This window comes from Xylophilus sp. Leaf220 (assembly GCF_001421705.1).
In the GTDB taxonomy this organism is placed as follows: domain Bacteria; phylum Pseudomonadota; class Gammaproteobacteria; order Burkholderiales; family Burkholderiaceae_C; genus Xylophilus.
This window is the reverse complement of record NZ_LMKO01000001.1, coordinates 29,920-42,447: the sequence shown is the minus strand read 5'-3', so window position 1 is coordinate 42,447 and position 12,528 is coordinate 29,920. Positions and strand designations below refer to the sequence as shown.

Sequence of the window (12,528 nt, the reverse complement as noted above, 5' to 3'; positions counted from 1 at the left end):
GATGTACTTTCTTCAGGCTAGGCGGGCCGCGCGCATCAGCGCCAGCACGACGGAGCGTTGGCCCAACTCAACCTTGTAGGCGTTGTGCGCCAGCGGGCGGGCGTCCCGAAGCGCCGCCTCGGCCGCGCGTCGGAAGGTCGCCTCGTCGGCACGCTGGCCCACCAGGACGGCCTCGGCCTCGGCACTGCGCCAGGGCTTGTGCGCAACGCTTCCCAGCACCACGCGCGCTTGGCGGATCCGGCTGCCGTCGATGTCCAGCGCGGCGGCCACCGAGACCATCGCGAAGGCGTAAGAGGCGCGGTCGCGCACCTTCAGGTAGTGCGAGTGGCGGGCGAAGCCGCTCGCCGGCACCGGCAGCTCGATCGAGACGACCAGGTCGCCGTGCTCCAGCGTGTTGTCGCGCTGCGGCGTGTCGCCCGGCAGCCGGTGGAAGTCGCCGATGCCGATCAGGCGCTGGCGCCCGTCCGGCGTGCGGACGAGCACCTTGGCATCGAGCGCGTACAGCGCGGTGGCCATGTCGCCGGGATAGGTCGCGACGCACGCATCGCTCCAGCCCAGGATCGCGCTGTTCCTGTTGAGGCCTTCGCGCGCCCCGCAGCCGGTTCCCGCCTCGCGCTTGTTGCACGACATGGCGGTGTCGTAGAAGTAGTTGCAGCGGGTGCGCTGCAGCAGGTTGCCGCCATTGGTGGCCATGTTGCGCAACTGCGCCGAGGCACCCGCGACGATCGCCTGGGTGAGCAGCGGATAGTTCTCGCGGATCAGCGGATGGTTGGCAGTGTCGGTGTTGGTGGCCAGGGCGCCGATGGAGATGCCAGAGCGGGTCCGCTGGATCTCCCGCAGCGGCAGCTGGGTGATGTCGACCAGCCGCGTCGGACGCTCGACGTCTTCCTTCATCAGGTCCAGCAGATTGCTGCCGCCCGCGAGGTACTGGGCCTGCGGCATTGCGGACAGGGCGGCGGTGGCTGCGTCGGTATCCGACGCGCGTACGTACTCAAACGGTCGCATGGCCGTCCTCCTGCCGGGCGATAGCCACGGACGTCTCGGGCGCGAAGCCCCAGGTCTGGGCGGCCTGGCGGCCCGAGTGGACCTCCTGGATGGCGGCGACGATGCCGGGGTAGGCACCGCACCGGCAGATGTTGCCGCTCATGCGTTCCCTGATCTCGTCGTCGGTGAGGCGGGTGGTGGTCTTCGCGACGTTCCCGGTGACGTGGCTCACCTGGCCGCGCCGGGCCTCGTCCAGCAGGCCGACAGCCGAGCAGATCTGCCCCGACGTACAGTAGCCGCACTGGAAGCCGTCGTGCTTGATGAAGGCCGCCTGCAGGGGGTGCAGCCGGTCGCCCTTCGCCAGGCCCTCGATGGTGGTGACCTCCCGCCCCTCGAGCGTGGCGGCCAGGGTCAGGCAGGACAGCACCCGCTGCCCGTCCACCAGCACGGTGCAAGCGCCGCACTGGCCCTGGTCGCAACCCTTCTTGGAGCCGGTCAGCGCGAGGCGTTCGCGCAGCGCATCGAGCAGCACGACGCGGGAGTCGAGGTCCAGCGTCCGCGGCGTGCCGTTGACTTGGAAAGTGACCTTCACGACGTTCTGCGCCACCACCGGCGCGGACGCCGCGCCCGCCGCCGGCGCCATCTGCGCTAGTGCCGATTCGGTCACCAGCAGCTGGGCGGCGAAGAGTCCGATGCCCCCGCCGCTGGTCTGCATCATGAAGGTCCGTCGTGCCTGGCCGACGTCGCCGAGTGCCGGCATTTCGCGCAGGAGCGCGGCCTCGTCGGCACTGAGTTCGGCGAAAAGGTCGTCGCGGCGGTCGGGGTCGTGGCGGATGTCGTGGGGCATGGGACTGGGTCCTTGTAAATGGGGAACACGTCGGCGGAGCAGGGCCCGCGGGGGCCGGGCGCAGAGGGCTTCTCGTCGTTGTTTCAGGCTACGCAGCACTGTGTCAAACACGGCCGCGGCCGACTACCTGACGAATGCTTAATGGGTTTATTACCGCTGCTAATGAGTGGCGCAGCGCGGGCTGGCATCGCGAGGGCCGCCTTCACCGCTTCGAGAACACCACCCGGGCGTCGCCCCGACCCAGCGCCTGCGACAGGCCGTGCGGGTCGTCCGTCCGGCCGAGCCGGGTGTACGAATACGGGGAGCCGAAGCCCCGGTAGAAAACGACCACCGTGTTCGCGCCGTACAGCATCAGGTCGCCGCTGCGTATCGTCCCGGTCCGGATGGCATTCGCGGGCAGCGGGTTCGGCAGGTCGAACTTCTTTTCGTTGCCGTGGAGGTCGGTCATGTCGAGCGTCAACGGCAGCCGGGCGGCGAATGCACCGGCGGCCTCGGTGTCGGCCAGGGTCACGGCGAAGCGGCGCTCGCCCACGGTCATCCAGATGCGCGCCGCCTTCGTATCGGCGGGTACAGCACCCGAATCTGCCGCAGCGACGGCGCGCCCGTCGGGCATCGGCTTCTCTTCGGCGTGGCTGCCGCCGAAGGTGGCGCATCCGATCAGAAGGCTGGCCAGGCGCAGACCAAGGCCCAGGCGCGATGTCCAGCGCGCCCTGATCGTCGGGGCGCATGGAGGGTGGGTGGCGGTGTGCGTCATGTCGAATGCGTGCGGTCGGCACGGGCCGTCAGGTAAACCAGGAACGCGCCGGCCAGCAGCAGGACGGCGCTGAAGACGAACGTGCTGCGGTAGCCGCCACTGTCGAAGAGCAGGCCGCCGGCGGTCGACCCCAGTGCGATGGAGAGCTGGACCACGGCCACCATGAGCCCGCCGCCTGCCTCGGCATCCTCCGGCAAGGTTCGGGCGATCCACAGCCACCAGCCCACCGGCGCGGCGGTCGCCACCAAGCCCCAGGCACCGAGCAGCACCGTCGTGGCGGCCGAATGCGTGCCGACCGCCGTTAGGGCCACGGCGATCGCCGCCATCAGCGCCGGGATGGCCGCCAGCGTGCGGTAGAAGCCGGCCCGCAGGAACCGGCCGATGACCAGGGTGCCGACGAAGCCGCAGACGCCTAATGTCAGCAGCATCAGCGACAGGGTCGACACGTCGACCCGCGTCACCGTCTCCAGAAAAGGCCGCAGGTAGGTGAACAGCGCGAACTGCCCCATGAAGAAGACGCCGACCGCCAACATGCCCAGCACGACCCGCCGACGTCTGAACAGCGTGAGCGCGTTGCCCGATCCCGCCGCGCGCGGTTGCGCCCGCAGGGTCGGCAGGCTGTACCACTGCCAGGCCCACGCGACCGCCGCGACCGGCACCAGGCAGAAGAACGCGCCCCGCCACCCTACGAAGGATGCGACGTAGCTGCCCAGCGGAGCCGCCACCACCGTGGCGAGCGCGTTGCCGCCGTTGAATATCGCCAGCGCACGGGGCACCTGCGACGGCGGCACCAACTGCATGGCCGTCGCCGCGGACATCGACCAGAAGCCCCCCACGACGATTCCGATCAATGCGCGGCCCGCCATGTACGTCGGATAGTTCGGGGCCAGCGCGACGACGATGCCCGAGAGGCACATCGTCGCCGTCAGCGACAGCAGCATGCGCTTGCGGTCGACCCTGCGGGCGACCGCCGAGATCGACAGGCTGGTGAGCACTGCGAAGACGCCGGAGATGGCGATGCCCTGGCCGGCCATGCCTTCGGTCACCCCGAGATCGGAGGCCAGGGGGGTGAGCAGGCTGACCGGCATGAACTCGGACGCGATCAGCGCGAAGACGCACAGCGTCATCGCGAAGACACCGCCCCAGTGGGCGGGCTGCGCGCCCGTGCGGTCGTTGCGCGGGGCGGCCTCTGCCGGCGTGCCGATGGCCTGCGCAGCCATCAGGCGGCCGCTCCGGAGAAGAAAGGTTGGGTTGTCATGTTCGATGTTCGTGCGCAGTGGCGGGTGGCGCCGGCTGGGCGTGCAGCGGGTGGCGCCGTCACCGTCCGGGAAGTTTGCCGAGCCGGAGCGAAATTGACTACGTAATGAATGCTTAATACATTTATTACCCTAGCTAATCAGTCCATCCCAGCGGAGCAGCCATGCCAAGACGCAATCTCAACGACCTGCTGGCTTTCGTGACGGTGGCCCGCGAGGGCAGCTTCACCAAGGCTGCCGGCACGCTCGGCGTGACCCAGTCGGCGCTCAGCCAGGCGATCCGTGGGCTGGAGGAAGGACTGCAGATCCGCCTGCTGACCCGCACCACCCGCAGCGTTGCGCCCACTTCGGCCGGCGAGCGGCTCATGAAGGCCATCGGCCACCGCTTCGAGGAGATCGAGGCCGAGCTCGATGCCTTGACCGAACTGCGCGACAAGCCCGCCGGCACCGTACGCATCACCTGCGGTGACAACGTGCTGCACACGGTCTTGCTGCCCCGGCTCACGCCGCTGCTGCGCGAGTACCCCGACATCACTCTCGAGTTCGATGTGAACTACAGCTTCCGCGACATCGTGGCCGACCGGTTCGATGCCGGCGTTCGCATGGGCAACACCATCGACAACGACATGATCGCGGTGCCCATCGGCCCGCCGCTGCAGATGGCGGTGGTGGCGTCGCCCGGCTACTTCGCCGCCAACCCCATCCCCAGGACACCGGCCGACCTGACGAAGCACGCCTGCATCAACCAACGCATGCCGACCTCCGGCGGGCTGTACGTATGGGACTTCGAGAAGCGCGGGCGCAAGATCAACGTGCGGGTCGACGGGCCGCTGATCTTCAATACCGCCCCGCCCCAGGTGGATGCGTCCCTGGCCGGGCTCGGCATCTCGCTGCTGCCAGAAGACGAGCTGATGTCGCACATCGACGCGGGCCGCCTCGTGCGGGTGCTGCAGGACTGGTGCCCCAAGTTCGCCGGCTACCACCTGTACTACCCCAGCAAGCGCCAGCCGTCGCCGGCCTTCTCGCTGGTGGTGAAGGCGCTGCGCTTCAGCGGGACGCGGCAGCAGTAGGGCGATCGGGCCGTGCGAGCCTCAGCGCCTCGATCACCAGCGCCAGGGCGGGCGCGATCTGGCGCCGGTTGGCGTAGTAGAGGTGGTAGCCGGGAAAGCTCGGCCACCAGTCTTCCAGGACCGGGACCAGGCGCCCCGCGTCGATGTGCGGCCGCACTAGGTCGAACGGAACGTAGGCGAAGCCCATGCCGTCCAGCGCGGCCTGCAGCATCAGCGCGGTGGTGTTGAACACCGTTTGGCCCTGCACCCGCACGTTGACCGACTTCCTGCCCTTCTCGAAATCCCATGCGTACAGATTGCCCCAGGTAGGAAGCCGCAGGTTCACGCAGCGGTGCGAGGTCAGGTCCTGAGGCTTCCGGGGGGCCGGCTTGCCGAGAAGGTAGTCGGGCGAGGCGGCGACGGCCATGCGCAGATCGGGCGAGATGCGCACCGCCACCATGTCCTTGTCCACCCGGTCGCCCACCCGCACCCCGGCATCGAACCGGTGCGCGGCGATGTCGGTGAAGGCGTAGTCGACGCTGAACTCGATCTGGATGTCGGGGTATTGCCGCAGCAGCGGCAGCAGCCGGGGCCAGAGCGCGGTGGTGATGGCGTGGTCGTGCGCGGTGATGCGCACCGTGCCAGCGGGCTTGTCCCGCATCGCACTGAGCTGGCCCAGCTCGGCCTCGATCTCCTGGAGCCGCGGCGCCACCGTGTCGAGCAACCGGGCACCCGCCTCGGTGGTCGAGACACTGCGAGTGGTCCGGGCCAAAAGCCGCACGCCCAGGCGTGCCTCGAGGGCCAGCATCGCGTGGCTCAGTGCGGAACGCGAAAGGCCCATCTGCGCGGCCGCACGGGTGAAGCTGCGCTCGCGCGCGACCACGACGAACGCCTGCAGGTCGTTGAGGTTTTCTTTAGGCATTGGTGAATCATTTGCACATGTGAATGCCGATTTTGCCGGCTTCTCAACGGGCGCTGCGGCTCATAGAGTCGATCGCATCCCTGAAAGGCATCTTTCCATGAAGCTCATCCGCCCCGGCATGCAACCGTCCGCCAAAGGCCCCGCCACCTATTTCACCGGTACCGTCCGCATCGACATGCTGAACGACCCACCGCCGCCCGCCCGCACGTCCTGCGCCAGCGTCACCTTCGAACCCGGCGCGCGCTCGGCCTGGCACACCCATCCGCTGGGGCAGACGCTGATCGTCACCGCCGGCTGCGGCTGGACACAGTGCGCAGGCGAGCCGATCGTCGAGATCCGCGCCGGCGACGTCGTATGGTGCCCACCCGGCCACCGGCACTGGCACGGCGCGACCGCCACCACCGCCATGACTCACATCTCGGTGGCCGAAGCATTCGACGGCCGCAACGTCGACTGGCTGGAGCAGGTCACTGATGCCGAGTACCTCGCAGGGGCCCAGCCGTGACACGGGCCCTGCTGAAGATCGTGGTGTGCTTGGTCGTCACGCAGGCCTTAGGTGCCTGCGCCCAGTCGGTGCCTGTGGTCGCCGGCGGGCAGATCACCCGGGCGGGATCGCAGCCCTCGGCGGCCGGCCCGGACGCGTTCTTCACCGGCCGCGCACGGGTCGATCCGGTCTGGCCCGCCAACGCGAGCATGAACGCCGCCGGTGCTAACGTGACCTTCGACGCCAGCGCGCGCTCGGCCTGGCACACCCATCCGGCCGGCCAGCATCTGGTCGTCGTATCGGGCGTGGGCCGCACGCAGGAGTGGGGCAAGCCCGTGCAGGAGATCCGCCCGGGCGACGTCGTCTGGTGCCCTCCGGGGGTCAAGCACTGGCACGGCGCATCGCCCACGACCGGCATGACGCATCTCTCGGTCGCTGGAACGGTCGGCGGCCAGAACGTGAACTGGATGGAGAAGGTGACCGATGACCAATACCACGCCCGCTAATCTCGCCTCGCAGGTCGGCGCCAGTCTGGCGCTGGGCTTGGCCACCCTGTTGTGTCAGGCAGACGCAAACGCACAAAGTCCCCCTCCCATGACTCAAACCCCAGGCGAGACTCTATCCCCTATGCCTGAATCCCTGTCACCGCGCCAGCAGGCCATCGTGCCGATCGCGGCTTTCGGTGCAGTTGGCGACATGCCTCGCTTGGCCGACGCCCTGGATCAGGGCCTCGATGCTGGCTTGACGGTGAACGACAACAAGGAGATCCTAGTGCAGCTCTATGCTTACGCCGGATTTCCCCGCAGCCTCAATGCGCTCGGCGAACTGATGAGGGTTCTGGAGGCGCGCAAGCGCCGCGGCCTCCAGGACGCCCAGGGCCAGGCACCGGGCCGCGCCATACCCCGGGGCGAAGCGCTGTTGGCGGCCGGCACCGCCAATCAGACCCGGCTGGCAGGCGCGCCGGTGACGGGCGCTGTGTTCGAGTTCGCACCCGCGATCGACGAGTACCTCAAGACCCATCTCTTCGGCGACATCTTCGAGCGCGACAACCTCGACTGGCAGAGCCGCGAGATCGCCACGGTGAGCATGCTGTCGGCACTGCAGGGGGCCGACTCGCAGGTGCAATCGCACATGGGTATCAGCATGAACGCTGGCATCACTGCTGGGCAGCTGAACCAGTTGGTGAAGGTATTGGCTGATAGGGTCGATGCTGATGCCGCAGCAAGGGCGCAGAGAGCTCTTTCTATGCAGATTGCGGTACGGGCAAAGCCGTAGAAGGTTCGTTATTGGGTCTCGGTATCTCTCTATCCAAGGAAGGTCTGCGTAATGCGTTTTTAGATGCATTGGTGCAGGGTAGTTGAGCAAATTCGCTGCAAGAATAGTGCGCTGGCCAAAACAACCATGCCTGAGCCGGTTTTTCGGTGCGTTGGCAGCTCCATGCGCTCTTAATGCCGCGCTCCCTTCAAAATACGCTCGTAGTAGCTGCGAGATTGACTGGGGGAACAGCGTGTGCACTTGGTCGGGTTACTCAACCATACCCCGGTTTCAAGCACCTTCAGAAGCCTGAACTGGCATTTGAGCGCACACCAGATACTGGCCGTAAGGCAATCGAGTTGGTCGAGCAGGTTGTCGATTGGCTGAGCTTAATCAAGCAGTTTGCGCTTCCCGGGCGGATCGCGATGTTTTAGCGCACGCCGTCCCGGCCGCTCGGGCACTTGCCAACCCCATGGTCACTGGCGTCACCCTAGGTTTCCAAATCCTCGCCATTCATCAGTGTGTTGGGCTTGCCTCGGCAAGCTGCGGGTCGGGCCAGTGGACTTCGCGCTGGCTCCGCAGAACGTTGAGAACGTCGGCGTAGACCGCCGACATCTGCGTTCGGGCCTACCGGAAGGTTCGGCTGCGCCAGAGTTACTTGGCCATACGAGCGTTGCCAGCACTTATTCGGACTGCACCGTCTGCCGTCTCAGCAGGCGGTTTCAGTGCGCCGGTCGGCGCTGATGCCCGACTCGTGGCGCACCAGCGCGGCCTGTGCGATCCATGCGCCGCCGGCAGGCGTGCTCAGCAGCAGAAGCAGCTCTCAAACTGCCGATCATTCGCATGCGCTTTGTAATGACCGCGACTGTGTATTCCCTTTAGATGACGCCTGGATCAACGAGAACGAACGCGACTTGCACCGGCTTTCCGGAGCGGTTAGCCCATGCATGGTTGGTCGCGCGTTGAATCAGCACGTCGCCCTGTCGCATCACGGTTTCACCTTCCTCCAGGATGGCGACCACCTCTCCTTCCAGCACAATTGCGTAGTCGACCGTCTGCGTGCGGTGCATGCCCGGGTGCTCGCCGCCGCCCGGCTCACGATGCGCGTCGGGATACATAGCGGAGAACGTCGCGTCCATCCGCCGCCGAAGCTCGACCGGATCGTCGGGCTCGGCCGGCCATTCGATGATTCTGACGACCGTGCCGCCGGATGGTGGAAGGACGCCTTGGTGCTCGGCAATCGAGTCGGGTGCGTCATAACCAGCACCGGAGACGGTGCGCCACAGGTTGGTCACGCGGTAACCAGGTCGTGCATCGACCGTCTTGACAGCGGGCGATGGGCCGTCAGCCAAGATGCAGGAGCGGCCGTCGACCGTGTGGCCGGTCACGATACGGCGAATTGGGGGAAGGGTGTCTGTCATGTCGAGCTACCAACGCAGGTTCAGTTCTTTTCAAGCTTGAGTTCGGGGACCAATGCGGCATTGGCTTTGTAGACAGTGTCGATCCGTGCGCGAAAAGCTGTGGCGCTCAGAAACTGGGGCACTTGCATCAATGTCTTCGCGCTGTCGCTGAACGATGCCGAAGTTGTCACCTTCTCGCAAAGCCGTTCGATGTCCTCAATCACCGGAGCGGGGGTGCCCGCGGGTACGAAGAGCCCGTTGAGGCCGGGCGTGACGGAGGGCACGCCCAACTCTGCGATGGATGGGACGTCCGGGTAGCCCGGATGGCGCTTCTCTGACAAAACGGCCAAGACGCGCAGGTTCTTGCCTGCGATGGATGAGATAGCAGGTGCGCTGAAATCAAGCGTACCGCCCATCGCATCCGTGATGGCAGGAGCGTCACCCCGATAAGCGATGGCGTTGAACTTCACCTTGAGCGCGCGTTCTACTGCTGCAACAGACAGATGGCCAACACTTCCAGGACCCGCATGTCCGAACGACACCGATCCAGGGTTGGACCGTGCGCGCGCAACCAGATCGCTGAAGTTTCGAATTGTTGACTTCTCACCCACCGCGATCGTGAATACGTTCTCGAACACCTGACATACCGGCTGGATCTGCGTGTTCGGGAACGGCATGCTGGCATTGATGAAGGGCGCATTGGTCATCGGCGATGCGGGAGAGAACACCACGCTGTAGCCATCGGGCTTGGCACGCGACAGGTAGGTGAAACCCACCACACCTCCGGCCCCTTCCCGCGGGGTCACCACCCATGGCTGGCCCGTGACCTTCGCAGCTTCGGTCGCAAAAGCACGTGCCATTGCGCCCACGCCGCCTCCGATGGAATAGGGGACGATGGTTTCTACCGGTTTTTCCGGGAAGCGCGCCTGATCGGCCGCCGCCGACGCTTGGGCCAGCACTGCTGCAACAGCCGCGACAACCCATCGCGACAAACACGGTTGTGAGAAATCCATCGATGCACCCATCTGTCAAAAGTAGGTCAATCGTATAGTGATGCGGCTGCGACGCTATCCGTATTAATACGGCGTTTGCGGGCCAGCGTCGGGGACAATTGAGCTGCTTTAACAGTCCCTCGCAGGTAGAACGTGCTCGCACCCAAGCCAGATCCACGCGCAAAGATTCTCGATTCGGCCGAAGCGCAGTTTGCGGAAAGGGGATTCCACGGCGTCTCGATGCGGCAAGTCGCCAACGGCGCCAACCTTTCGCTCTCTCTTGTGCAGTACCACTTCAAGGTGAAAAGTGCCTTGTTCGCGGCGGTGATGGAACGGCGAATCGCGGCGATCAACCAAAAGCGCCTGAGTCTTCTCGACGCCGTCGAGCAAGCCAGTGGGGCAGGGGAGAAACCAGCCCTGGAAGATGTGCTACGAGCATTCCTGGGGCCGACTGTCTTGATGGCGCGCGACAAGGCCTCCGGTGGCACGCTTTACGCGCAGTTGATCGCGCAGATCTCCAACGATCCGCAGCCGCATGCGCGCAACGTGTCGCAAACCATGACGGATCCGATCGCACGACAGACTCTGCGTGTGCTGCAACTAGTGCTGCCTGAACTCGACCGCGCCACCTTGGCTTGGTGCTACCTGTTCGCGGTGGGGGCGATGGTGTCGGCCATCTCACCCACCGGCCGCGTGCGCCTACTTTCAGACGGAGAAGCTGACCCAGACGACGTCCAAGCCATCATGTCGTTGCTGGTTCCCTTTCTTGCAGGTGCGTTCGAACGAGTTGCGGCACTGGTGCGTGACGGGGCGTTGGTACCCACGGCGTCGACTCTATCGATGGTGCTTCCGATTCCCCTGCCGCCAGACGAAGGTCCAAAGACGGCGCCATCCAAGCCACCTAAGCTTGATCAAGCGACTGCCACCCAGCCGCGAAAGCCAAAGCCGGCATAGAACATCTCGATTTCGCCGAAGCCGGCTTCCCGAATGAGGGCTTCGTCTTCTGCAGGCGAAAGAATCGGCAGTCGGGCACCGATGGCAGCGCCGGCCTGCTCTGCCTCGCTGCGAGCAATGCCCGAGGACACCGCGAAGGCCACGTAGCGCGACAGCCACTGCGCACGGTCGGGCGACTGCTGCTCGAAGCTGAAATGCGCGCAGACGAACGGAGCGCCCGGACGCAGTCGAGCGCGCACCTGTTCCAGCGTGCGGCGACGCTCCTCACGCGCGATGAAATGAAGCGCAGCAGGCTGCAGGCCGCATCGAACGGGCCGGGCGGCGCGTCATCGACATAGCCTTCTACCAGCCGCACCCGCGCTCCGTAGGGCTCCAGCCGTGACTGCGCCAGCTGCAGCATCGCGTGCGACGGGTCGATGCCGTCGAACTGCCAGCCCGCCTGATCCCGCGCGAACAGATCCAGCTCCAGGCCGCCGCCCGCCCCCAGCACCAGCACCAGCACCCGCGCATCGGACGGTGACCTTTCTGCCAGCAGCAGCATCGCCATGCGCTGCATGTCGGCAAAACCGGGGACGAGCCGCGGTGGCCGCAGGGCATAGCCTGCGACGGCCTGTGCATCGTCGAACCCGTGGGCCGCCGTGTGGTGGCCTGTCATGCCGCGCGAAGCCCGAACACGAGCGACTGGTGCGCCGCCACGCCGGCGACCGTTCCGTCGCTCACGGCCAGGGCCACCGATCCGCCGGCCCGTGCCGCATCCCCGCAGGCGAACACGCCCGGCACCGTCGTCGCCTTCATCGCGTCGGTGGTAATGACCGGGCCCATCGGCCCATCGGTGAATCCGCAGCCCAGGGATGCTGCGGCCTGCCCTGCGAGAGCGGTCTCGGTGACGGTGAACAGGCCCGCCAGCGCGACAATACGGCCGTCCCGCAGCACCACGTCGGCACGGCCTACGATCCGCTCCACCGGCGTTGTCTCCACCGCCACGCCGCGCGCCTGCAACTGGGCTTGCTGAGCTGCATCGAGCGTCATGGTCTCGTCCAGAAACAAGGCGGTCGGCCCCCAATCCGGCAGGAGCAGTGCCTGGTGCAGGGACAGTGCGGAGGTGCCCAGCACGCCGATCCGGCCCTGGTCCAGCTCGTAGCCGTGGCAGTACGGGCAATGGAACACATGGCGGCCCCAGCGCTCATGCAGGCCCGGCACCGGTGGCAGCGTATCGACCACGCCCGTCGCCAGCACCAGCCGGCGGGCGGAGCGTGTCACTCGCCCGCCGATCTCGACGTGGAAGGCGCCGTCGGCCTGTGTCGCTGCGCCGGCTTCGCCCTCCAGCCATTCGACGGTGCCGTAGGGCATCAGTTGCGCGCGGCCGATGGCGGCGACTTCGGCGGCCGGTGTGCCGTCCCGCGTCAGGAAGCCATGCGAATGGTCGGCGAAACGGTTGCGGCGCTGGCCGCCGTCGACAACCAGGATGCGTCGGCGGGCGCGCGCCAGCGGCAGGGCGGCGGCCAAGCCTGCATAGCTGCCTCAGATGATGATGGCGTCGTAGGTCATTGCTGGATCAATGGGAAGACATCAAGCAACCGCTCGACGCATGAAGAAACTATCGAAGTTGCATGATAGACGGGCCTGCCGTGT

The 12,528-nt window shown here is 66.4% G+C and carries 14 protein-coding genes; 5 read left to right on the top strand and 9 right to left on the bottom strand.

Annotated features, from left to right (window positions below; genetic code table 11):
* Window positions 1–12 precede the first annotated feature (12 nt).
* The 4 genes from ASE76_RS00170 to ASE76_RS00155 form a co-directional block, all read right to left on the bottom strand.
* On the bottom strand, window positions 13–1,005 hold the full coding sequence (locus ASE76_RS00170; protein WP_055832962.1) for a xanthine dehydrogenase family protein subunit M: 993 nt from the start codon (window positions 1,003–1,005) through the stop codon (window positions 13–15).
* Entirely contained in the window at window positions 992–1,744 is a 753-nt protein-coding gene (locus ASE76_RS00165; protein ID WP_201781825.1) for a 2Fe-2S iron-sulfur cluster-binding protein, read from the bottom strand. The genes ASE76_RS00170 and ASE76_RS00165 overlap by 14 nt, the downstream gene beginning before the upstream one ends.
* A 289-nt stretch (window positions 1,745–2,033) precedes the next feature.
* Window positions 2,034–2,585, bottom strand: a complete 552-nt coding sequence (locus ASE76_RS21000) for a cyclophilin-like fold protein (RefSeq protein ID WP_236698294.1) — start codon at window positions 2,583–2,585, stop codon at window positions 2,034–2,036.
* Window positions 2,582–3,805 (bottom strand): MFS transporter, encoded by a 1,224-nt coding sequence (locus ASE76_RS00155; protein WP_082447808.1) that lies wholly within the window; start codon window positions 3,803–3,805, stop codon window positions 2,582–2,584. The genes ASE76_RS21000 and ASE76_RS00155 overlap by 4 nt, the downstream gene beginning before the upstream one ends.
* Before the next feature lie 200 nt (window positions 3,806–4,005).
* Between ASE76_RS00155 and ASE76_RS00150 the strand changes: the two genes are divergently transcribed.
* A complete protein-coding gene (locus ASE76_RS00150; RefSeq protein ID WP_055832958.1) occupies window positions 4,006–4,911 on the top strand; it encodes a LysR family transcriptional regulator in 906 nt (301 codons plus the stop codon).
* Here ASE76_RS00150 and ASE76_RS00145 read toward each other — a convergent pair.
* Window positions 4,889–5,812 carry a LysR family transcriptional regulator gene (locus ASE76_RS00145; RefSeq protein WP_055832956.1) on the bottom strand — a complete coding sequence of 308 codons (924 nt, stop codon included), beginning with the start codon at window positions 5,810–5,812 and terminating at the stop codon, window positions 4,889–4,891. The genes ASE76_RS00150 and ASE76_RS00145 overlap by 23 nt on opposite strands.
* A gap of 97 nt (window positions 5,813–5,909) precedes the next feature.
* Between ASE76_RS00145 and ASE76_RS00140 the strand changes: the two genes are divergently transcribed.
* From ASE76_RS00140 to ASE76_RS00130, 3 genes are read left to right on the top strand one after another with little or no spacing between them, the layout of a single operon-like run.
* The gene (locus ASE76_RS00140) at window positions 5,910–6,317 is read left to right on the top strand and encodes a cupin domain-containing protein (RefSeq protein WP_055832954.1); all 408 of its coding nucleotides are present in this window, start codon (window positions 5,910–5,912) and stop codon (window positions 6,315–6,317) included.
* Window positions 6,314–6,802, top strand: coding sequence for a cupin domain-containing protein (locus ASE76_RS00135; RefSeq protein ID WP_055832952.1), 489 nt, complete (start codon window positions 6,314–6,316; stop codon window positions 6,800–6,802). The genes ASE76_RS00140 and ASE76_RS00135 overlap by 4 nt, the downstream gene beginning before the upstream one ends.
* Complete coding sequence (locus tag ASE76_RS00130; RefSeq protein WP_156362465.1) at window positions 6,780–7,571, top strand: carboxymuconolactone decarboxylase family protein; 792 nt, start codon at window positions 6,780–6,782, stop codon at window positions 7,569–7,571. The genes ASE76_RS00135 and ASE76_RS00130 overlap by 23 nt, the downstream gene beginning before the upstream one ends.
* An 857-nt stretch (window positions 7,572–8,428) precedes the next feature.
* Here the strand turns inward: ASE76_RS00130 and ASE76_RS00125 are convergent.
* A complete protein-coding gene (locus ASE76_RS00125) occupies window positions 8,429–8,971 on the bottom strand; it encodes a cupin domain-containing protein (protein WP_055832949.1) in 543 nt (180 codons plus the stop codon).
* Window positions 8,972–8,991: 20 nt separating this feature from the next.
* On the bottom strand, window positions 8,992–9,975 hold the full coding sequence (locus tag ASE76_RS19730; RefSeq protein WP_082447807.1) for a tripartite tricarboxylate transporter substrate binding protein: 984 nt from the start codon (window positions 9,973–9,975) through the stop codon (window positions 8,992–8,994).
* A 120-nt stretch (window positions 9,976–10,095) separates the two neighbouring features.
* Here ASE76_RS19730 and ASE76_RS19725 point away from each other — a divergent pair, with 120 nt between their 5' ends.
* Window positions 10,096–10,896, top strand: a complete 801-nt coding sequence (locus tag ASE76_RS19725) for a TetR/AcrR family transcriptional regulator (RefSeq protein ID WP_082447806.1) — start codon at window positions 10,096–10,098, stop codon at window positions 10,894–10,896.
* Here the strand turns inward: ASE76_RS19725 and ASE76_RS00115 are convergent.
* Complete coding sequence (locus ASE76_RS00115; RefSeq protein WP_236698293.1) at window positions 10,844–11,551, bottom strand: class I SAM-dependent methyltransferase; 708 nt, start codon at window positions 11,549–11,551, stop codon at window positions 10,844–10,846. The two genes, ASE76_RS19725 and ASE76_RS00115, sit on opposite strands and share 53 nt — an antisense overlap.
* Window positions 11,548–12,402, bottom strand: coding sequence for an NAD(P)/FAD-dependent oxidoreductase (locus ASE76_RS00110; protein WP_236698292.1), 855 nt, complete (start codon window positions 12,400–12,402; stop codon window positions 11,548–11,550). Before ASE76_RS00110 ends, ASE76_RS00115 begins: the two co-directional genes overlap by 4 nt.
* Window positions 12,403–12,528 lie beyond the last annotated feature (126 nt).